Raw genomic sequence first — 24,221 nt, 5'->3', positions numbered from 1 at the left:
TCGGGAAGCGGCACGGTCGGGAGCAGCTGCTCCTCGCTGACCGTCAGCGGGTGGTCGCGCAGCGGGGCGCCGTCCTCGCTGAGCGACTCGATCTCGTGCAGGTAGCGGTGCGGGATGGCCCGGGTGACCGGACTGAGGACGTCCGCCATCAGACCGGTCTTCCACGACTTCGCCGCCGTGTCGCGGAACAGCGACTCGCTGCTCTTCTTCTCGTCGGTCAGGCCCGCGTAGTGCAGGAGCTCGTGCAGCACCACCGCGTTGTTGTGCTTGAGGTCCAGGTGGAGCTGGTCGGCACGCGCCGGACCGGCTCCCGCCGACACCTCCGTGTCGGTCAGCTCGATCGCCTCCGGATCCGCGGGATCGTGGCGGAAGTTCACCTCGAAGTGGACCTGGTCACGCGAACGCGGCAGCACATGCCCGACGTTCAGGTGGCGATCGAGCAGGTCACGCGTCCGCTGCTCGAAGCCCGGCAGCCGGTCGTGGGACATACCCGTGCCGTACCGCACCGGCAGATCGAACGAGATCACCCGCACCCAGCGCCCGTCATCCGCCTGGATCCGACGCACCGAATTGCGGACGTGGACCGTCCAACCCTCCAGCCGGTTCGGCGGAAACGCCTTGTACTCCTTGGCCTCGGGCACGAAACGCTCGGTCCGCCGCTCCACAACCGGCGCGAGGGCACGCCTGGCCTGCCACTGGTCCACGGTGACCGGACGCTCCACCGGATGCGCCCACTCGGTGGGCCGGTAGGCCGCCACGAGGTCGTGCAACGTGCCCGACGACTTGGCCGGAACGATCAGGTCCCCGGAGTGGTCGGGCGCCTGCACGGGACGGTACGGGGTCCCACCCACCGGGACGGGGTGCCGGGAGGTGAGGACTCCCACGTTTGTCCGCGCACTGTCGCTACTGGTGGTGATGATCGGCCACATGGTCTTGCGCCCGGCCTGAGCGTTCACCTCCTCAGTTGCTGTCAGCCGGAGTCGGCCACCGTCCTCGTACACCGCGGTGGCGACCGGCTTGACCGGCTGGCTGCCGTGGTGGTGCACGTCCGCGGTGGCGTGCGACGGCAGAGCGCCGTCGGGCCACTTGTGCACGTGGGTGCCGACGAAGCCCGCCGGCCGGATCGGCTCGCCGCGGTCGTTGAAGAGCGTCAAGGCCGTGGTGAGCGTGCTCAGGCGCTGACCGCGATGGTCGAAGAGCGTGCTGGTGGTGAGGGTCGTCGCGTGGAAGGGCTGGCCGTCGGTACGCCAGAGCCTGGACATGGCGGAAGGCACCTGCTGGCCGGGGACGCTGGAACTACTGCCGCTGGCGGCTTCCGGCAGCGGTGCCCCGTTGCTGTCGTGCAGCCCCTGGAACGGTTGCGCACCGTGGTCGTAGAGCGCGAGCACGCTGGCGGCCGGCCAGCTGGGGTCGGTCGGCCGCTTGGGATCGGTGTCGTAGCGCTGGTACAGCGCGGTCGTGGTGGTGAACGGCCGCAGAGGGCGGTGCAGGTGGTCGAAGAGCGGGAGGTGGCTGTTCGGCCCCGGCACGGCGATGGCGGATCGCAGCCTCCTTCGGGTCCTGGCCTCGGCCGTCTGCTGATCGAGCTCCTCGTTGTAGAGATCCCGGTCACGCTGGGCGTTGGGCTCGTGGAGCTTGACCGGTGGGTTCGGCCGGCCGTGAGTATCGAGGGTCGGCCTGAAGTAGACGTCGAGCTCGGTGCTGCAGACCACCGCCCTGTTGTGGGGGTACCCGAAGCTGGTGATGCCATCCGGGTGGTAGCGGTAGCGGAGCTGGAGATTCTGAATCGCCTGGTCGTAGGACTCGCCGATCCGGTCGTAGTCGTTCGCACCCACGCCCATGGCCCCGAGCCACTCGTCCGTGCGTACGGGGCCTCCGGGGAACATCGACGGGTCGAAGACCATCTCCGTGGTGCGTGCCACGCTTGGGTCCCACACGTGGACGACCACCGCGACGTGGTATCCCCAGTCGACCGCGCCGGGCCGTCCCGGCAGTGCCGCCCGGGCGTTGTCGGACTGCACTGCGAGACCCGCACGCCCGCCGGCGATATGCGTGACCCAGATCTTCTTGCTCTCGATCCCTTCGTTCTGGAGGTGCGCGGCCATCTGGTTCGCCCGGTTGTAACAGCCGTCCTCGGGGTGGTCGAACGGGATCGTCTCGCCCAGGGTGATCTTGCGGGCCGCGATCCGATCGAACACGACACGGGCGGTGTCCCATGACACAGATGCCAGCGGATCCTGGTCGTGCCAGGTGTCCACCTGATGCGGGGGGACCGCGGGCTGCCCGTGCGGTCCGGCGCCGGGCGCGTACATGAACTTGGCCCGGCCCGGGAGGTCGGTCAGCTCCTGCGCCTCCTCCTCCGTCGCGTACCGGTACCCCGCCGGCAGCTCCTGCGCGACCTCGGTCGGCGGCTTCGACGGGTCACCGTCGAACTCCAGCCAGTGCCCGTCCGCGGTGATCGCCGGCTTGCCGTCCGGCCCGAAACCGACCTTGCCCACCAGCCCGGCGGACACCAGATGCCCCTCGGCATCGAGCAGCGGCCTGCCCGCCTCGTCCACCTTCGGCGCGAACCAGGCCGGCTTGTTCGCCGCCCGCACCTTGACGTTGATCCCGTGCTCGGCCAACACCGCCCGCATGCGCGGCACATACTTCCGCGCATCGGCCAGACCGAGACCACACGCCACCAGGTCCAGCTCGCCCTTGCCGCTCCACACCCGGTCGTCCCGCAGCTTGACCAGGAACCTGGCGAACGCCTCGGGCTCCATCGGCTGCCCGTCGTGCACCGGGAAACCCGTCTTCGGGTCGGTGTGCGCCGCGACCGTGAACACGCCCTTGCGCACCGGCATATGCGCCAGCGCGTGACTCACCGCCGCATCGGCCTCCCGCGACCCGGTGGAGCTGCGGATCCACCACCCGTGCACCTCGCCACCGGCATCCGACAACGCGTGCCCCGCGTACACCGGCTCGGCCGAGCCACCGGACTCGTGCTGCTGGTGCCCGTTCAGAGACTCCGTCACATGCGTCGACGCCGGGGTCGGACGGGCCTCCAGGTGCTGGGTGCCGTCCTCGTGCGTGATCTCGTGGTCCGCGTGGGACAGCTCGTTCTCGGTGTGGGACGACTCGTTGTCGGTGTGGGACGACTCGTTGTCCTCGTGCGACGACTGCGTCTGCACCGGCTGGACGTGCTCGGTCTGCGTGACGGTGCCCGGCTCCGGGTCGAGGTGCGTCTCGGCCTCCGGCGCCGGCTCCGGCTTCGCCGCCCAGTAGTACACGTGCCCGACCGTCTCGCTGGTCTCGCCGTACTGGCCGTTCTCGTCGCCCCTGCGCAGGGTGATCCTGACCGGCTGGCGGAGCAGCGACTGCGGGCCCGTGAGCGTGGCCTTGCCCGGCTCGACCTTGACCCTGCCCGGCTCGTCGACCGTCTTGCCGTGCGGAACCACGCCGACCGGGATCTCCCGGCTGGGGCTCCCCGGGGCGCGGGTGACCGGGGACTTGCTGTCGAGCGTCCGGGTTCCACCGAACCGGACGGTGTTGGCCGGGACGGTCACGATCGGATCGCCCGTGGTGCCGGTGAAGTCCAGCGGCGCCACGCTCCAGGTCCGGGTGCTGCTGGACGACGTGTCCAGCTCGCTCTCGGTCGAGCCGGTGAGCTCGTCCTCGCCGTTCTCGCGGACCCCGACCTCGGTGGCCTCGCCCATGGGCTCCATGCCCACGTGCAGCAGGGTCCTGCCGTCCGGGCCGAGCGGCACCGTCTGGTACTTCGTCTCCGAGAGCTGGTCGTTCGTCTCCGGAACCTTGAGACGGTGGAAGACCGCCTGCAGCGTCTGCGGCGAGAGGGCCTGGCGCAGCGCGATCTGCGAACCGAGCGGGAGCTGGTGCTCGGCCTGCAGCGCGGGGTCGCTGTTCAACCGGGAGTCGGCCAGGAACGAACCGACGGTCTCCTCGGCCATCCGCCGGACCGAGGCCGGGATGGTGGCCTCCACGATGCTGCGCGCGGTGCTGCTGACCAGACCGTGGAGCGGCTCGAAGACCTTGGAGGCACCCGCGCCCAGCTTGCCGAACACGCCGTCCCCCCACGGGCGGGGGGAGTTCAGCAACGCCACCGCGTGGTCCAGCAGGCCGTTCATCTGGTCGAAGCCGACCAGGTCGTGCCCCGAGGCGAGCGACTGCGCCCACTGCTCCCGCTCGGCGCTGCTCGGGGCGGGGAGCTGCGTCTGCTGCTCGGTGCCGTCGTGGACGACGATCTCCTGCAGCTCGTACTCGTCTGCTGCCGGGGTGACCGGGTTGTGCGCGGACTCGGTCGGCGGAGCCGGCGTGATCTGCTCCTGCTGCTGCCCGGTCGGTGCCTCGTGATCCGCCGTCTCGGTCATCGACTCGGGGACCCAGGCCTTGACCTGCCACGCCGGTGTGACGTCCACCGGGTCGGCCAGCTTCGTGTACCGCCCGCGCTCCTCCCGGGTGACCGTCACCTCGAACCGCATCCGGGAGGTGAAGGCGCGGCTGGTGCCGAACTTCGACGTCTTGTGGCCGACCTTGGTGGTGACCCCCGACTCGCTGCCGGTGCTGCCGCCGAGCTCGCCGCCCGCCGTGGCGGCGAAGGTCGCGGTGCCGAAGTGCTCGGCGGCCCGGGGCGCCCCGTAGGAGGGCTTGACGTTGCCGTCGAGTCCGCCGGTCCAGCTCTTGCCGGAGTTGCCCTTGACGGTCTGCGCCGCTCCCGTCTTGCGCGTGATCTCCATCGCGGACTGCTGCTGCTCGTCGTGCCAGCCGCCCTCCGGGATGCCGCGCACCAGGACCTTGGTGACGATCCGGGTCGTCGGGGTCTCCTGCACGTGGTAGTCGAGGATGCCCTTGTTGATCAGGTCGTCGAAGTTCGCCGACAGGTTGTGGGGGGAGAAGGTCTCCGCGAACGGCAGGGCCTCGGTGGGCGCCTCGTTCGCCCGCTCGGTGCCCCGGAGCTGGCGGTCGATCTCCCGCAGGATGTGGTCCGAGTCGTGGAACTCGGCGACGGCGCCGGCGGCGATCCCCGCTTCGAGCAGGTTGGCCCGCCGAGGCTCGGGCTGCGGCGGCGCGACCGGGGCGGCCGTCTCGATCGGAGCGGTCTCCGTGGAGGCCGTCTCGATGGAAGCCGTCTCCGTGAAAGCCGACTCCCTGAGCGCCCTCACATCGGCGTCGGAGAGCAGGACCAGCACGCTGTGCCCCTGGCTCTCCTGCGTCGCCCCGTAGCTGACCTTGCCATTGGAGTCGGTGACCCGGCCCTTGACAGTGATCGTCGCCTCGGCCTCGTAGACGTGCCAGCGTCCCTTCTGGGCCACCTTCCGGGTGGTGGACACCTTCTCCTTGACGGAGTCGCTGGTGTCACCCCCGTAGGAGCCCTTGCCCTTCACGCCGCCGCGGATCTGGTAGGTCGACGTGTTCAGGCCCTCGGGGGTCTGGGGGAACCTGCCGAAGTCGCCGGCGAGGGCACCCTTGGTGCTGCTGGACGTCTTGTCGGCCACCGCGGTCGACGTGCTGGACTTGACCTCCAGCGCCAGCTTCCCCTCGCCCGAAAGGGTCTCCCGGTACCGGAAGTTGCTCAGGTTCGTGCGCAGGGACAGGCCCACGGTGTCCCGCGCCATTCCCCAACCGACGTGCAGGTCACTGGTGTTGGACCAGGCGTTGTGCGAGGCGGAGACACCGCCGCGCAGTTGCTGCGCGCTGGTGAGGGTGTCCAGGGCCTCTTCGAAGTCCGGCACCGTGTCCTCGGCGGACTTGGCGCCGAAGGCGTCGCGCAGCGACTCCTTGGCCTGTTCACGGAAGTTCCCGGCGCTGACGTCACGCACGACGTGCAGCATGGGCAGCTGCTGCAGCGGCAGCGCCTGGTCCCCGAGGACGCTGTCGGGGAGCTCGGAGCGCTGCACGTCGACGGTGAGGTGCTCGTCCGTGGTGCGCCCCACGAGCGCCCCCTGGTCCGTGCCCAGCTGTCGGGTGGGGTTCTCCGGGTCCAGCACGCCGATGTGGGCCCGGTAGGTCACCGGGTAGGCGAACCTGTCGTCCGGGGTCTCAAGGCTGAACTCCCGCTTGATCTCGGTCTCGGCGCCGGTGGTGAGCTGGTGCGACTGCCCGTAGGACCGCTCGCCGTTGACCGTCACGAAGCCCCGGAGGGTGCCGGGCTCGTTCATCGCGCTGCGCATGGAACCGCTGGCGGTGCCGGCGTGCTTGCTGCTCTGCCCCACCGACTTGTCGACCGCCGTCGCGCGGGTGACCGTCTCCTTGGCGGTGGACGCGCCGGCGCCCCGGTGATCGCCGGGCGCGAGCTCGGCCCGGACCACGATCTCGTACGTCCGGTCGGGGAGCCCCGGCAGGTGGGGCTCGTTCAGCGTGATCCGGAAGGTGCCGTTGAGCAACGCCTCCGCGTTGGCGCGCAGTGCGGAGGGCGAGAGCTGCTCGTGCAGGCTGCGCAGGTTCTCGTGCGCCAGCGGGGTGACCGAGGACTCCTGGTCCGTCCCCCGTGGCGGCAACAGGCCCGGGATCTCGTGGAGTTGGCCGATGATGTGGTTCACCAGGTCGAGCGAGCCCGGGACGTGCACGTAGGCGGTGCGGGCGCCCATCAGCGGACCGGTCAGCTCCGTGGCGACCGGCGGCGCGGGGGTGGTGCTCTCGGTCGGGGTGCTCTCGGTCGGGGTGGGCTCCTGCTCCCGCTGGTGCGGACGGACGCGGACGACCTCGGCGGCGGTGCCAGGGTCCGGCGTCACGGGGATCTCACTGCTGGTGCTGTGCATCAACCCGTCGCTCTGCGGCGACAAGTGACTCTTGATCAGCTGAATGCTGAACGACACACCGGTCGACACCAGGTCGGCCCGGCCGGTGTTCTCGTGACTCTTCTCAACGGTGAAGGTGCTCTTGCCCTTGAGACCGTGCGTCGTCGAGCGGGAGTAGCCGTAACCGAGGTTGCCCGTCAGCCACTTGCTCTCCTCGTCGACCGGCGAGTGCCAGATCTGACCGGTGAGGCCGTGGTTGGTGCCCAGGCTCCGGGTGCTGCCCTCCGACCGGTTTCCGGCCTGCTCGGTCGACCACTTGCTGCCGAGGACGCTCTTCTTCTCCACCAGGTCCTGGACGACGGACTCGCGGGGCTCGATCTTCAGGCGCAGGAAGCCGGTACCCCCGTCCGTGAACGTCATGACGGGGGAATCCAGCCCCCAGGTCGACGCGTGCTCGAAGCCGTCGATCACGTTCTTCGGGGCGAGGAAGTCGACGATGGCCTGATGCGCCACGCCGCCCGGACGTCCCTCGTCCGGCAGCTCCCTGAACACCGCGTCCCGGACCGTGTGGAGGCCCCTGATCGTGAGCGGGTGGCCCGTGACCGGCACGGCGCCGCCCGGACCATGACCGATCGCGTCCTGCGGCTCCCAGCCGGGCCAGCTGGTCTGCTGTTCGTCGTCACGCGCGCTGCGCGGGATCTCGGCCGTCACCTGGCCCGTGATCTGGGCGTCCCGGTCGTCCGGGAGCGGGCGCGCGACACCCTGGTCGTCGACCACCCGGATCTCGTAGGTGAACTCCGACGCGTAGGTGTCGGTCCGGCCGGTCAGCGCGACCTTGTTCGCCGCCGTCTCGGTGACCTTGACCGAGGTCTCCGCGCCGTGGGAGGCCCCACCGAGGCTGCCGGACACCGTGTGGCTCGACTGCAGGAACTTGTTGACCGGGTGGGTGTAGCTCGGCGCCAGGTCCAGGCCCTGCTGGTTGGTGGCGAGCTGGACCTTGCGCGGATCGGACGCGTGACTGGACTCGGACGAGACCTCGAAGCCCTCCCCGGTGTTCCTCGCGTTCCTGTCACCCGCGGTGTGCAGCTGCCAGGGAGCGGCCGTCGCCTTGATCTCCACCTCGTGCGGCTTGCCGTCGACCCGGACCGTGAAGCGCCAGCCGCCGTTCACCATCAGGGCGTGCTTCGCCCGGAAGTTCGCGGGATCCAGGAGCCCGTCCAGCCGCTGCACGACCTGGCGCTCGGTGTGGCTCCCGCCGAGGAGGTCGTCGATGCGCGTGCGGACCGCGGCCGGGCCGGGCGCGTCCGTGATCTTGATGCCCTCCAGGTACTGGCGGTGCCGGCCGTCGAGCACCGCGGGGGGCGCCGGGTCGGGCTCGGGTTCCGGCTCGGCCAGAGGCTCGGGCTGGAGCTCGGGCTGGAGCTCGGGCTGGAGCTCGGGCTGGAGCTCGGAGACCTGCTCGTCGTGCTCGGAGAGGACAGGAGACTCGTGCGGGGACGCCTGCTCCTGCAACGGCGTCGAGACGGACTCCTGCTCCTGAACCTGCTCGTGCTGCTGCTCGACGACCTGCTGCTGGACCTCCTCGACGACCTCCTGGTGCGGCAGCTCGGCGACCGACTCCTGCTGCTCCTGAACGGCCTGCTCGTCCTCGTGCTCGACGACCTGCCGCTGCTCGCCCACCTCCTCGTGCTGCTGCTCCGACTCGTGCGCGGACGCGAGCCAGGGCTCCACGTCCGGCCGGGTCAGCGGATCCTCCACCGACAGGTCCGTGAGCGGCCGTGCCGGCTCCGGCCCGAATACCAGCTCGGACTCCGGCTCCGACTCGAACTCGACGTCCGACTCGTGTCCGGGTTCGAGCCAGGGCTCCACGTCCGGCCGGGTCAGCGGATCCTCCACCGACGGGTCGGTCAGCGGCCGCGCCGGCTCCGTCTCCTTCTTCGCGGAGCCGGTCCCGAACTTGACCGCGCCGGGCAGGTTCCCGGTGATCCTGTCCTCGGCCGCGGGCAGGTAGTTGTCCGGGCGCGGGCGCGAGCCGCCCTCCAGCGGCAGGTGGGCACCCAACGTCTCGGTGACCACCTCGGACGACCCGTCCTTCGGCCGGCTGAGCTTGATCCAGTGACCGCCCGGCACCAGCACCTGCCGACCGTCGGCGGTGAGGCCGATCCTCGCCGTGACCACCAGGTCGCCGTTCCCCAGGGGATCGGTCGCACCCCCGGCCGACGTCTTCGGGCCGAACCAGACCGGGCCGTCGCCCACGTAGGCGTCCGCGGTGGCACCGCGCTTCCACAGCTCGGCCATCACCTCGGCCGCATAGGCCGAGTCGACCTTTCCCAGGTCGCACGCGATGAACTGCAACGGCTTGGCGTGGTCCCAACCAGGCAGGCCCATCAGCTCGTTCGCCAGCTCGACCGGCGGGATCCGCACGCCGTCGCGGGTCGGCACACCGTCCGTGGTGTGCATCGCCACCGGCTGGAACCGGTCGTCCGCCGGGAACCGGGTGAACACCTCCTCCGTCAGCCGCAGCTGCTCCGGGTGCGCGTCCCCGATCCACGCGATGTCGGAACGGCTCGCCCGCGGGTCGGCGGCGGCGTTGTGCCCCGTGGCAACCGTCGTATCCGGGTGCCAGGCGGCCGCCACCTCCTGGCTCGTGACCCGGCGACCGGGCTGCTTGAGCCCGGCCACCGTCTCCACCAGCCGCTGCCGGTCCGCCGGGCTGACCCGGACATCGTCGGCGGAACCGTTCAACTTCCGGATGTAGCTGTCCAGATGATCCGTACCGACCTGGGCGTCGTGCTTGAGGCCCAGGTCCGCGCGGACCACGTCCGCCACCCGCCGCACCGCCGTCAACCGGTCGACGGTCACGAGGTCCACACCGCCGTGCAGATCGGCCGCCAGCCGGCCGGTCCACCAGGTCCGCAGACCCGCGTCACGGCGCGCCGACTCCGGCAGCAGCAGGTGCGTGACCTTCCCGGTGCCCGAAATCCCGTGCCCGGCCCCGATCTTCTCGGCCAGCGGCCACAGGTCCTCGCGGCGCTCCACCCGCGACACGCCCGCCAGGCCCGCCAGCGCGGAGGTCAGCTCGTGCGCGTCCGCCCGGTTCACGGCGGGGTTCCCGCTGGTCCCGGTCGGGAACTCCGGGTCGCGCTCCTTGGCGCTGACCACCTCGTAGGGCTTGGGGTTGAACGCCTGGTCCGTCTCGCCGGCCCGGCGCCCGGTCACCTTGAACGAGCTACCGGGCTCGACCAGCACCTCCTTCTCCGGAGGCATCACCGAGAACGCCGAGATGTCCCGCGCGGCCCCGGCGCCGCTCAACTCCACCTCCAGCAGCACCCGGTGCGCGGCGACGTGCGGCTTGGCACGCTGTGTGAAGTTCTTGCCGACGCTCTCCTCGCGGCTGGTGCTCATCAGGTCGCTGTTCTCCAGCGTCCTGGCGAGCGAACCCACCGCCGTACCACCGCGGTACACCGTGCCCTTGGCAGGCGGCAGCTGCTTCAGCGCCTCCTTCACCAGCTCGATGTGCTCGCGCATCTCCTTCTCGATGGCAGGCACCAACCGGCCGGCGATCTCGTCCATCCTGGCCAGACGCTCGGCCTTCTGCTGGTCCGTCAGCGTGTGCAGCTTCTGCCGCACCAGATCCCGAAGCTCCGGATGCTCCTTCAGCACCGCCGGGATGTCCTTGGGGAGCATCCTGAGCACGTCGTGGACCGCCTTGCCCAACACCGTCCGGCTCAGCTGGTCCGGGAACCTCATCAACGGGTTGATCAGCTTGAAAGCCGGACCGGTGTACACCGCCAGAGCCTCGAAGTGCGCCGGAGTCATCGTCCGCAACACCTCGGCCGCGGTCATCCCGTTGTCCGCCAGCCACCCGTCCAGCCGATCGATCAGCTCCTGCGTCTCCCGGTCATGACCGACCCGGTTGCCCTCCGCGATCGCCTGGAACGCCGCCCGACGGGCACGCACCTTCGCCAACGCAACCGAACCCGGCTCACCGAAACCGGACTCCGCCGGCGGCAACCCCGCCAACTCCTCCTTCAGCCGCCGCAGCTCCGCCTGCCGACCCTCGTCATGAGCGAGGGAAGCGTCGCGCTCGATGGTCCTGATGCTCTCCTCAAGAGCCCCCCGACTGACCTTGTCGTGGTACACGACCTCATGCGGGAGCATGCCGTCCACCCCGACATGGGCCCGCAACTGCTCCACCGTGATACCGGGCAGGTGCTGCAGCATCGTGACCGCGTCGTCCAACGAGCCCGACGGCAGGTCCAACCCCGCACTCGACAACTCGAGGCCCTTGAGGATCTCGTACACCGAGTGGTCCCCCGGCGTGAGCATCCACCCGAAGAGCGCCAGCGTCATGTCCTTCGGCGTGACGCCCTCGACGCCCAGCACCTTGAAGGCACTCATCATCTTGGCGGCGGTCGCCGAGACGCCGGCGACGACCGGCATGCCCTTCTCGTCATGCGTCTCCTGGAACCAGGGCGACTCCTCGTTCAGCTGGTGGAAGGCCCGGCCGGACAGCCAGCTGAGCGGTAGCTCCGGCCCCTGCTCGTCGCCCACCAGGTCGCCGAGCCGGCTGGTGCTGATCTCCTTCTGGCTCTCGAACACCTTGACGACGACCTCGGCGCCCTGCTCGTCGGTGCCGAGGTGGACCTCCAGGACACCGGGCTGCGCCCGCAGCGCCGCCAGGTCCGGCCGGCCCTCGGCATCCAGCGGGACGCTGTCCAGCGGGAGATGCTCGACATCGAAACCGAGCACCTCGCGGGCGACATGGTTCTCCGTCAGGAAGGCCAGTTCGCGCGGACTGAGCGAAGCCCCCAGCCGGGCGTACTCGGCCGGGGTCCGGGCGATCGGGCCCGAGAGCTGCTCGTCCAGCGGGCGCGGCTTCCGGGCGCTGAGGCTCGACAGGTAGGAGGCCCCGTCCTTGAACCACTTCTCGGACTGCGCCAGGATGTTGCCGGTTCCGAAGACGTCGTTCTCGAACATGGTCGCCCTGCCCGGCGCGACCTTGAGCAGTGCCCCGTGGAGCATCTGGCGCAGGCTGCCGTTCAGGAACTCCGCCTGCGCGCGCAGCGACGCCACGTCCAGGCCCAGCTCCGTGGCCCTGGCCTCGTCCTTGGAGCGGATGATGTCGTTGATGACCGACTTGAGGTTGAGGTCCGAGCGCTTGAAGTAGGCGGCGTTGAAGAAGGCCGTCATCAACTCGCGGGTGTTGCCCTCGTCGAGCATGTGCAGGAACTCGTCCAGCGGCAGTTCCTCGCCGACCTGGCCGGCCGACTCCGGATCGTCCTTGAGGAAGAGCTTCGCGATCTCCTCGGGGGCCACGTCGGGGTGGGCGTCCGACAGCACCTGGAAGAGCCGGGACACGCTCCCGCGTGCCGCGCTCGTGGCCTGCGGGAGGGCGTGGCTGTACGCGCCGAGCCGGGTCTCGAAATCCCGGGCCCGGTCGTGGTAGCCGCTGTCGGTGTAGAGCGGGTGGCGCGAGCCGAACGCCACGGCGCCCTGGATCGGTGTCAGGAGCGGGACGGCGTCCCCGCGCAGGGCGGCCATCGTCACCGGCTTTCCGGCCCGCTCCAACTCGCCGACCTGCCGGACCAGGTCGGCCCGCATGTCGGTCGGGTCGAGCTTGCCGGACAGCGCCTGGATCGTCCGGTCCAGGTGGACGAGTGTCACCTCCGTGCCGGGAGTGAGGCCGAGATGCTCGCGGACCAGGTCGGCGGTGGCCCGCACCGCCGTGAGGCGCGCGATGGTCAGCGCAGGGTCGGTGGGGTGGATGTCCCTGGCCAGGTCGGCCAGGTGCCAGAGCCGCAGGCCGTCGCGCCGGGCGGCGGCCTCGGTGGACGAGTCGGAGCTGAACCAGCGGCTGAGCTTGCCCGACACGGTCTCCCGGGTTTGCACGCCGATGCGCTTGGCCAGCGCGGCCAGGTCCTGCGGTTCGTCGATGTGGTCGCTGCCGCTCAACCGGGCCAGGCTCGCACGCAGCTCCTGGTGCCGTTGCTGGGTCTCCGCGCTGGTCCCCTGCTCGAAGCGCGGCAGCTCCGGCAGCGCCTCGTGCGCGATCACCTGGGTGAAGCCCTCCGAATGGGGCTTCCGTTCGGTGATGGTGAACCGGGCTCCGGGGAGGAAGAGCACTTCCCGCTCCGACGGGACCATCGAGAAGACCGAGATGTCCCGGCCCCTGTTCCCGGTGGCGATCGCGTCCACCCGCACGGGGTGGCTCCAGCTCGTCCCCGGGTGGTGGGGCTTCCAGAAGACCTCGGTCTCGGACTCGGCCCGGCTGAAGCTGGCGAACTTGCCGTAGACCTCCTGGTCGCCGCCGTACCTCGTCGACACGCGCCGGGTGAGTGCGGACTCAAGGTCGCCACCGATCGACCGGTCGCCGCGGAAGACCGGTCCGAGCGCGGGCGGCAACTGCCGCAGGGCGTCGAGGATCAAGTGGCCGTGCGCCGTCATCTCGCGCTCCAGGTCCGGCAGCAGCCGCTCCAGCGCGATGTGGATCTCCGATATACGGGCCTTCGCCTCCGCGCTGCCGGGCTTCGCCTCGGGGAGGCGCGTGAGGACCGCCTCGATCTCCGGCGCGTCCTTGAGCGAGGTGGGCAGCACCTTGGGCTTGAGGGTGAAGTGGGTGCCGAGCAGCCTCCTGGCCTGGAGCCGCAGCTTGATCCGGCCGCCCACCGCGCCGTACTCCATCAGGGAGTTGATCAGCGGGTACGCCGGGCCGGAGTAGACGGCCAGCGCCACGAAATGCGTCCAGCTCAACCGGTCCAGGACCTCATCGGCGGTGACCCCGCCCTCCGCGAGCCACTCGCGGACGTGCTTCGTCTGTCCGGTCAGATCGCCGTTCTTGGCCAACTGGAAGTCGCCGCGCCGCGCCAGGCCCCACTGCTGCGCTTGGGTGTCCGCGTCGGCGAGGCCGCCGTTGTCCTGCGGCTCGAAGAGGCGGGCCTGGTAGGTCTTCTCGTGCGGGGTCAGCAGCAGACCGCCGGTGGTCCGCAGCTTGGCCAGGGCGATGCCGGGGATGTGCCGGTACAGCTCGCTGCCCTCGGCGTAGTGGCGGTCGGGCTGCGCCGGGAACACGCCGGACATCCGTACGGAGGTGGCGAGTTCGTACAGCGTGTGCTCCCGCGTGGGCAGCAGCCAGCCGTAGACGCCCTCGACGAACTTCTCGGGCATGGTGCCGTCCATCAGCCGGAAGGCCCGCATCGTCTTCGCCGCGACGGCCGAGATCCCGCCGGCGGTCGGCACCCCACGGGCCGCCAGGTCCTTGGCCCAACGCGAGTTCGGGTCGACCTCCGAGCTCTCCGGATGCGTGTGCCAGCTCAGCGGGCTGTCCGGCTTCATCAGGCCGTTGGCCTGGAAGAGCTCCTCGCGCGCGCTGAGCGGCACACCGAGGTCTTCCAGGTGCTGCTTGGTGTACGGGTCCTGCGACCGGGGCTGACGGGTGCGCAGGCTCTTGGCGTACTCGGTGACGTGCCGTTCCCAGCCGGGATCGTTCGGGGAGACGAGGTCGTGGCCGGCGGCCAGGTCCGGTCGCGACTTGCCGGACGCGCCCTTGTCCAGCGCCCGGTTCAGCCGCTCGTCGAACTCCTTGCGGCTGAGCTGGGCCTCCTCCTTCAGCGCCTCGACGTTCATGCCGAGCTTCCGGGCCCGCTCCCAGTCCTTGCTCTCGACGATGGAGTCGACCAGCTTGGACAGGGCGAGCGGCGAATCGCCGTAACTGGCGTTGTGGAACGCCGCCATCAGCTCGCGGACGTTTCCGTGCTCGATCAGGTGGTCCAGGTCGTCCCGCGAGGTGATCTGACCGATCTGGCCGGGGAGGCTGCGGTCCTCACCGCCGAACAACGCGGCCAACTGTTCGTTCGTGGCGTCCGGGTGGGCCTTCCTCAGCAGGTCCCACAGGCCGTTCACGGCACCGTAGGCCACCGTGTCCCGCGCGTCGGACGTGAACGCCATCACGCCGAGCCGCTTCTCGAACTCGCGGGCGTGCTCGAAGTACTGGTCGCTGGTGTAGAGGGCGTGCTCGACCGCCTCCGCACCGAGGTGCGCGGCTCCGTCGATGGCCGCCTCGTCGGTCGGCCCGGGGCCCGGTACGGACAGCGCGTTGTAGCCCTCGGGCAACTGCTGGGAGTGCGGGGTCAGGCTGTTGTCCCCACCGACGGGCAGGTGGGCGTCGAGCAGCTCCAGGTGCGGCTCGGTCTCGTGCGGTGCCATCGACAGCTTCAGCCAGTGGCCACCCGGGACGATGGTCGGGACACCACTGCCGTCGTAGCCCAGGCTCTCACTCACCACGAGGTGACCCGGGCCGGACGGCTCGGCGACGAACGGGCCCTTCGGCTTCGGCCCGAACCAGAGCATCCCGTCCGGGGCGTACGCCTCCAACGGCACCTTCGGCAGCTGGCGGCGCAGCTCGCGCATCACCTCGGCGGCATACGAGTCCTCGTGCCCGGTGCCGAAGTCACAGACCGCGAACTGCAGCGGCTTCTCGTCGGCCCACACGCGCTGCCGGTGCAGGGTGGCCAGGACGGACGCCATGTCCTTGGGGCTCACCGGCTTGCCGTGCCAGCTGGGCGCGCCGTCCGGGCGCGCCGAGTGGAACACCATCGTGAAGAACCGGGGGTCGTTCGGGAAGCGGGCGATGGCCGCTTCCACCTCCTGGCGCTCCTTCACGTCACTGGCCGGGTCGACGAACGAGTGGACTCCGGACACCTCATGGGCCTGCGTCAGCGCGTGCGCGATCTCGCTGACCCGTTGGACACTGTCCTCGTCGCCCTGGTCGTGGCCGAACTTGACCGCGTGCGGGATCGAGGTGAGCGTCTCGTGGTCCTTCGCGGGCACGAAGTTGTCCGGGCGCGGGCGTGAGCCGCCCTCCAGCGGCAGGTGGGCACCCAACGTCTCGGTGACCACCCCGGTCGAACCGTCCTTGGGCCGGCTGAGCTTGATCCAGTGACCGCCGGGCACCGCCGCCGGGCGTCCGTCCGGATTGAAACCGAGGTTGGCGGTGACGACCAGGTGCCCCTGACCGCCGTCCTCGGCCGCACCCGCGGTCGAGACCTTGGGCGCGAACCAGACCGGGCCGTCGCCCACGTAGGCGTCGGCGGTGGCGCCGCGCTTCCACAGCTCGGCCATCACCTCGGCCGCATAGGTCGAGTCGACCTTTCCCAGGTCGCACGCGATGAACTGCAACGGCTTGGCGTGGTCCCAACCAGGCAGGTCCATCAGCTCGTTCGCCAGCTCGACCGGCGGGATCCGCACGCCGTCGCGGGTCGGGACGCCGTCCGTGGTGTGCATCGCCACCGGCTGGAACCGGTCGTCCGCCGGGAACCGGGTGAACACCTCCTCCACCAGCCGCAGCTGCTCGGGGTGTGCGTCCCCGATCCACGCCACCTGCGGGCGCGGCCCCGGCCCTGCGGCGGCGTCGTGCGCCGAGTGAACCGTGCTCCCGCCGCCCCAGGCGGCCGCCACCTCCTGGCTCGTGACCCGGCGTCCCGGCTGCTTGAGCCCGGCCACCGTCTCCACCAGCCGCTGCCGGTCCGCCGGGCTGACCCGGACATCGTCGGCGGAACCGTTCAACTTCCGGATGTAGCTGTCCAGATGATCCGTACCGACCTGGGCGTCGTGCTTGAGGCCGAGGTCCGCGCGGACCACGTCCGCCACCCGTCGCACCGCCGTCAACCGGTCGACGGTCAGGAGGTCCACACCGCCGTGCAGATCGGCCGCCAGCCGCGCTGTCCACCAGGTCCGCAGACCCGCGTCACGACGCGCCGACTCCGGCAGCAGCAGGTGCGTGACCTTCCCGGTGCCCGAAATCCCGTGCCCGGCCCCGATCTTCTCGGCCAGCGGCCACAGGTCCTCGCGGCGCTCCACCCGCGACACGCCCGCCAGGCCCGCCAGCGCGGAGGTCAGCTCGTGCGCGTCCGCCCGGTTCACCGCCGGATTGGGGCCGTCCTCGGCCGGGAACTCGGGGGTCTGCTCCTTGGCGCTGATCACCTCGTAGGGCTTGGGGTTGAACGCCTCGTCCGTCTCACCGGCCCGGCGCCCGGTCACCTCGAACGAGCTACCGGGCTCGACCAGCACCTCCTTCTCCGGAGGCATCATCGAGAACGCCGAGATGTCACGCCCGGCCCCGGCACCGCTCAACTCCACCTCCAGCAGCACCCGGTGCGCGGCGACGTGCGGCTTCGCGGTTTGCGTGAAGTTCTTGCCGACCTTCTCGTCACGGCTGGTGCTCATCAGGTCGCTGTTGTCCAGCGACCGCGCCATCGAGCCGACGGCGGTGCCCCCGCGGTACACCGTGCCCTTGGCAGGCGGCAGCTGCTTCAGCGCCTCCTTCACCAGCTCGATGTGCTCGCGCATCTCCTTCTCGATGGCGGGCACCAGCCGGTCGGCGATCTCGTCCATCCTGGCCAGACGCTCGGCCTTCTGCTGGTCCGTCAGCGTGTGCAGCTTCTGCCGCACCAGATCCCGAAGCTCCGGATGCTCCTTCAGCACCGCCGGGATGTCCTTGGGGAGCATCCTGAGCACGTCGTGGACCGCCTTGCCCAACACCGTCCGGCTCAGCTGGTCCGGGAACCTCATCAACGGGTTGATCAGCTTGAAGGCCGGACCGGTGTACACCGCCAGAGCCTCGAAGTGCGCCGGAGTCATCGTCCGCAACACCTCGGCCGCGGTCATCCCGTTGTCCGCCAGCCACCCGTCCAGCCGATCGATCAGCTCCTGCGTCTCCCGGTCATGACCGACCCGGTTGCCCTCCGCGATCGCCTGGAACGCCGCCTGACGGGCACGCACCTTCGCCAAACCGACCGAACCCGGCTCACCGAAACCGGACTCCGCCGGCGGCAACCCCGCCAACTCCTGCTTCAGCTGTCGCAGCTCCGCCTGCCGGCCCTCATCCTGAGCGGAGGACGCATCAGTCTCGATCGCCTCGATCCCCGCCTCAAGAGCGCTCCGGCGCTCCCGCAGATTGACCTTGTCGTGGTACACGACCTCATGCGGGAGCATGCCGTTCTCACCCACGTGGGCCCGCAACTGCTCCAGCGTGATGCCGGGCAGGTGCTGCAGCATCGTGGCCGCGTCCTCCAGCGAGCCCGACGGCAGGTCGAGCTTCTCACCCGACAGCTCGATGCCCTTGAGGATCTCGTACACCGAGTGGTCCCCCGGCGTGAGCATCCACCCGAAGAGCGCCAGCGTCATGTCCTTCGGCGCGACATCCTCGACGCCCAGCACCTTGTAGGCGCTCATCATCTTGGCGGCGGTCGCCGAGAGGCCGGCGATGGTCGCCAGGCCCTTGTCGGCGGTCTGCTTGGTCCAGGAGTTGTCCTTGAGCGCCAGCGCATCGCGGCCCGCGTGCCAGGTGAGCGCGCGCTGCGGCCCTTGCGGGCCCTGCGGGTCCGGCTGCCGGTTCTGGAACTCGGTCTCGCGCGGGCTGAGCGAGGCGCCGAGCAGGTCGTAGTCCGACGGCAGGTGATTGAGGGTCCGCTGCTCGAAGGGGATCGGCTTCCGCGCCGAGTTGCTCGTGAGGTACTCCACGGCCTTGCCCGAGCGGGCCATCGAGGCACCCGTGGCGAACGGGTCCTTCGCGAAGGTGTACTCACGCTTGCTGGTGAACTTGTTGACGGAAGCGTCCAGCAGCGAGCGGATGTTGCTGTTCAGGAAGTCGCTGTGGGCCTTCAACTCGGTCGTATTCAGGCCGAGTTGGCTGCCCCTCTCCAGGTCGCGGGGGCCCGCGACCTGGATGAGCAGGTTCTTGAGGTTGAGCTTGGAGTCGTTGACGTAGGCCGCGTTGTAGAAGGCCGTCATCAGCTCACGCGGATTGCCTTCGACAAGCATCGTGGTGAACTGATCGACCGTCAGATGCGTGCCGACCTGGCCGGCCGAGTTCGGCCCATCGCTGAGGAAGACCTTGTAGACCGCCTCCCCGGTCGGGTCGTCGTGGGCGGCCTTCAGCACCTCGAAGAGCCGGGTGACGACCCCGCGCGCCGCCTTCACCGTTTCGGGACGGCCGTAGGCGTAGCCGCCCAGCCGGGTCTCGAACTCCTTGGTCTTGGTGACGTACGCCGGGTCCTTGTAGAGGTCGCGGTTCGCACCGAACGCGACAACACCCTCGAACAGCGTGTCGATCTCGTCCTTGGTGGCCACCTCCCGGAAGCCCTCCGGCAGCCCGGAGCTCTCCTCGTGAGCCTTGGTCAGGCCGGAGCTGTACGTCTTGAACGTGCCGGCCCCGAACACCACCGGGAGCCCGTCGGCGTCGTAGCCGACCTTCGCCGCCACCACCAGATCGCCCGCGCCGCCGGTGCGCTTGGGAACGAACAGGACCGGCCCGTCCGCCGCCTTCGCGTCCATGCCCAGGTTGTACTTCGTGTGCATGGTGTCGACCACGGCATGCATGTACGCCTCGTGGTCGTGGGCCATCCCACAGGCCACGAAGCGCACCGGGATGTTGTTGTCCCAGCGGTCGTCGAGGTACGCCTGGTGGAGGTCCTCGACCACCTGGTCGACGGAGGCCAGGGGGCCGTCCTTGCCGACCTCCATGGCGATGACGAAGTGCTCGTCGTCGACCGGGAAGTCGTAGAGCGCCTCCTCCATCCGCCGGTTGTCGGGGTCGATGTAGGCGAGGTCGGGGAGCTGGCTGGTCCGCTCCGGCGTCTGCTGGCGCTCCGGCGTCTCCTGGCGCGTGAGCGCGCCGCCGTTCAGCACGTCCTCGATCGTGGCGCCGTGCCGCTCGCCCTCCGGGGCCTCGGCGTGCTCCTCGGTGTGCTCCTCGGGCTCCGGCTCGACCGGCCGCTCCTTGTGCTCGAAGGTGTCCTCGTTCGCGCTCTCGTGCGCGCGCCAGCGGGCGGTGTCCAGGTCTCCCGGGCCCCACAGCTCGTGGTACTTGTCGAAGAAGTCCGCGCCGTACGCGCGCTTGAGGTCGGCGATCGCCGCCTCGGTGGCGCTGTGGCCGGCGGCCTTCGCCTCCTCGCTCCTGCTGTGCTCCGCGGCGAGGTCCTCGAAGCCCTCGGCCGCGTCCTTCAGCGCGGGCAGGACCTCGGTCTCGAAGAGGACGTGCGACTCCAACCGCGCGTCGAGGCGCTCCTGTTCGGCGTTCCAGCCGTTCTTGCCCTCGGGGGCGCTGGAGTCGCCCGACTGCCGGGTCAACTCCTCGTAGGCGTCGACGACCCGGCGAACGCGGCCCTTGCTGAGGTCTTCCGGCCGCCGGAACATCTTCTCGAAGGACTCGGTGACCCGGCGGACGTGGTCCTGCTCGACCCGCTCACGGCTCTCGTCGGAGAGCCCGCCGCGCGCGGCGGCCACCTTGGCGGTGACCTCCGCGCTCCTCGCGATGGCCTGACGGGCCGCCTGGAGGTTCAGCCGGTCGTACAGGCGCTGGGGGTCGGTGAGTTCGGCGATCTTCTTGGCGAGATCGGCCTCGGCGGAGGCGCGGGCCCTGCCTTCGCTGCCGGGCTCGGCGGTGGCCTCGTCGGGCTCGGCGGAAGCCGTGCTCCGGTCGCGGACGTCGAGTTCGACGACCTCCTCGTCAGGCTCGACGGACACTGTCTTCCGGTCGCCCCTGAGCAGGCTCAGGTGGACGGTGACCTGCTCGTCCAGCTCCTTCGCCAGCTCGCGGGTGACCGTGCCGCGCGCCTGCTCGATCTGCTGCTCGGTCAGTCCGAGCTTCTTGGCCAGCTCCGGGACGAGGCGGTCCTGGCCGCCGTCCTTGGCCCAGGTCGAGGCAGCCTTCTCGGTGGCGTCGACGGCCCGTCGGATCGCCGCCTCCCGCGTCGCCTGGACGGCGAACTCGTGCGGCAGCCCGTCGGCGTGGACGGCCAGCGACCGTGCGAAGTGGCCGGCGACCGGGCGGGTCGAGCCGGCGACCTCCTCGAAGTCGGCGGAGAGCTTGTCGCGCAGCGACTCCTTGATCAGCTCCAGGCTCTCGTCGGAGAGCCCGGCCTTCTCCGGCAGCTCGACGGAGGCCAGCATTTCGCTGTCCGTCTCGTCGACGCGGGAACGCCAGGACCCGGCGGTCTGCGTCGTCAGGCGCTCGACCTGGCCCAGCGCCGTCTCGTAGTCGGCCCGCAGGTCGAGGTCGTGGCTCAGCTGGGTGAGCATCCCCGCCAGCTCCCGCTGGGCCCGGGCGTTGCCCGCCCCGGTGACGTCCTCCGGCTTGGCGTACAGCTCGGTGACGGTGTCCTCGGCCTTGCCGCGGAACCGGCTGGACATGTCGCGGCGGATCTTGGCCAGGGTCTCCCGCGGGATGTCCCCACGGCCCCTGCCGGCCGGCGCCTCCTCCTCGCCACCGTTGCCCAGGCGGCGTGACGGGGTGTGCCACAGCGTCACCGCGTGGTCGAAGCGCTCCATCGCCACCCGCAGCGCCGCCTCGCGCACGCCGGCGAGCCGGGTCAGCCCGTCCAGTTCGGCGAGGACCTCCTCGCGCTCCTCCGGACGAGCCTTCAGCTGCTCGTACATCAGGCCCCTGGCCCGTTGCCAGACCGCCTCGGAGAGCTGCGGGTCGACGCCCTCGGGCAGGCTGCCGTCGACGGACTCGCGCAGCTTCGCCTCGGCCTCCGCGTCCGCCGGGGCCACCGGGGCTGCCGGGAGCTCGCCCTCCTCGGGGCTCGGCGACGGGTTCTTGAGCGCCTCGCGGAGCTTGGCGTCGTACGCGTCCTGCAGGTCGCGCTGGGCCTGCTGCCACTGCTCGGTGCGCTCCTTGAGCTCCGCGAACTCCTTGGGCTCGTCCTCCCGCACGCTCTTGGTGTACTCGGGCGCGGGGGTGTAGTGGTACGGGCGGGTGGGCCCGGACTGCTGGCTCTGCGGGTCGTGCGAGCCCTGCGGGTCGTGGTCACCGGGCACCGGCGGCACCGGGCCCTGGTGCTGCTGCTGCGGATCCGTGTGCCCGGACCGGTCGGGTTGATGGGGCTGGTCCGGCTGGTCGGGCTGGTGGGTCTGTTCGGGCTGCCGGGGCTGTCGGGGCTGGTCGGGCTCGTGGGTCTGATACGTCTGCTGGGGCTGGCGGGGCTGGCCGATCTGCTCGGTCACCACCGTCTCGCGGGGCCCGGACGGCACGATGGGCGGGTCGCTGCGGTGGGGCCCGCGAGGCGGCGTGGGCAGCTCGGCCGAGTTCGGCTGCTGCTCGTGGTCCGCCGAGGTCTGCGGCCGCTCGGACGCCTTGGGCGGCGCCGGCACCGTGGGCGGCTCGGCGGCCTTCGGCTGCTCCGACGCCTTGGGCTCCGGCGCCGGCTCGCGGCGGGTGGTCGAGTGCGGCGGCGCGGGCGCGGGCACCGGCGCGGGCGACTCGGACGAGGTCATCCGCGGCCGCGCCGGGGCGGGGATCTCGCTCCCGGCGGTGGCCGTCTTCGGCTCGTTGGCCGGCGGCGTCTCGGTCTGCTCGTGCTGCTGCTCCTGCCCGCCGCCCGGCGAGACCGTCGAGCGCTTCTGCGGCGCCTCCACCGGCCCCTCGCCGGAGGAGTGCGTCGAACCGGACGACTGCGTCGGGCCCTCGGAGTACGTCGGCGGCGCCTCGACGGGGGTGTACGCCGGCGGCCGCTCGGGGGAGTACGCCGGCAGCTCCTCCTCGGAGCCCGCGGACACCGTCCTCGGCCGGTCGGGCGTCGACGCCGACTTGTTCGGCGACGTCTCGCCGTCGCCCTCCTGGGTCCTCCTGGGCCGCGGCACCGGGAACGGCGCCGAGTGCCCGGTCAGGTTGCCCAGCAGCGAGATCAGGGTGAGCGGGTGCAGCGGTCCGTAGAACTTGTCCGTGGAACCCTCGTTCTCCTTCTCCAGATAGGCCTTCGCCCACGCCACGTACTTCTTGCCGAACGTGTGATCGGCCACCACGTGCGCCCCGTGCCCGAGGGCGCCCATGCCGATGCCGGACACGAAGGTCTGCCAGGTGAGCGAGAAGGTGTGGTCGTCGCCGAAGGTGAGGTTGTAGAAGCCCTCGGTCAGGCTGTTGTGCACCCCGCTCTTCAGGTAGTCGCCGAGGGTGCTGCCCAGCTTGTAGAGCAGGGTGTCGCCGCCGACCTTGTCGAGCAGGCCGGGCACCTGCTTGACCAGCGTGTCGATCGCACCGCCGTGCATCCCCGCGCTCTTGAGGACATCCCGCATCCCGCCGTCCAGGGTGCCGAGCCCCTTGGCCTCGGCGTCCCTGGCCGTGGCCAGCACCTTGCCGAAGTCCTTGCCGAGCTGCTGGGCCTCCTCCTTGCCCAGCAGGGCGCCGAGGTGCTCCTGGAACACCTTGCCCATCTCGCCCTCGAACTTGGCGAGGGCCTCCTTGTCCAGCTTCTCGGCGGCGGCCATGAAGTGGTTGCCGAACTCGTGGGAGAAGCGGCCGATCGTCTGGCCCAGCTCACGGCCGAACTTCTGGGCGGCCTCCTTCTCCAGCCAGGCCTCGCCGTCCTTGGTCGCCCGCGACAGACCTTCGGCTATCACGTGCTCCACCGACGCAGCGGTCTTCTGCGCCTCGGCGATGGCGGCCTTCTCCGCCGCGGCGGTCTTCTCCGCCGTAGCCTCCGCGGTCTTCTCCGCCGTAGCCTCTGCGGTCTTCTCCGCGGACTGCTTGGCCTCCCGCGCCGCCGTCTGCTGGGCCTCCTTGGCCGCGCTGCTCTCGGCCGCCTTGGCGGCGTCCTCCTCGGCGGTCTTGGCGGCATCGTTGGAGACGGTCCTGATGCCGTCCTTCTCGGCGGTCTTGAGCAGGTCGTTCTCGATGGTCTTGAGCGCGTCCGAGGAGAGCGTCTTGAGCCCGTCCTTGGCGAGTCCGTTCGACAGGTCCTTGAACGCGGTTTCGAGCGCGTCCTTGCCCAGGCTCTTGCCGATCGTGTTCTTGAAGAGCTTGCCCAGCGCGCCGCCGAGCAGGTCGAGCGGTCCGCCGATGAGGCCGTTGAGTGCGCCGAACTCCAGTGCCTGGAGGGTGGACTTGGTGTCCCAGTCGCTCCAGCTCTTGTGCCCCTCGGCGATCTGCACCATCTGGATGATCGCGTCCAGGCCCACGCCGCCCACGATGCTCAGGAAGGTGTGCATGGCGATCTTGTCGAGTAGCCAGGCGAAGATCTTGCGGATGATCCCTTCCGCGATCAGCCTCTCGGCCACGATCTCGCCCAGGGAGGCGCCGCCGGTGAACGGCGCCCAGGCGATCGCCCAGGCGATCTCGGCCAGCAGCTGGATCAGCTGGGCGATCGTCATCCACTTCGCGTACTCGACCTGGTTGGCGGTGTCGTGCGCGGTCTTCGCCAGGTCGGCGGCCTGCTTGCCGGCCGCGCTGAGGTAGTCGTCGCCACCGCCGTTGCCGATCAGCTGGCCCATGGTCGAGACGAACGCGTCGGCCGCCTGGCCCTCGATCTGGGTGGTGCAGTAGTACACCAACTGGGCTATGTCGTCCCTCAGTTGGGGCATGTCCTGAGAGACGTCGTTGTAGTCGTCGCCCACGGTGCGCAGCTTGTCCTCGTCCGCCTGCGGCCACTGCATGCCGGTCAGGCCCGAAAAGAGCTTGGCGAGCCCGTCCGAGATCTCAATCGACAT

1 protein-coding gene (cut by a window edge) is annotated in these 24,221 nt (G+C 70.4%); it reads right to left on the bottom strand.

Going from position 1 to position 24,221, the window contains the following annotated elements:
- On the bottom strand, positions 1 to 24,221 hold the 5' portion of the coding sequence (locus tag ACFZB9_RS15650; RefSeq protein ID WP_391447334.1) for a protein-glutamine glutaminase family protein. The gene continues 20,962 nt to the left of window position 1, outside the view; the window shows 24,221 of its 45,183 coding nt (coding positions 1–24,221); it begins with the start codon at positions 24,219 to 24,221; its stop codon lies off the left edge, out of view.

Origin of the sequence: Kitasatospora sp. NPDC008050 (assembly GCF_042957465.1) — a bacterium.
GTDB lineage: Bacteria > Actinomycetota > Actinomycetes > Streptomycetales > Streptomycetaceae > Kitasatospora.
This window is presented reverse-complemented; position numbering and strand designations above follow the sequence as displayed.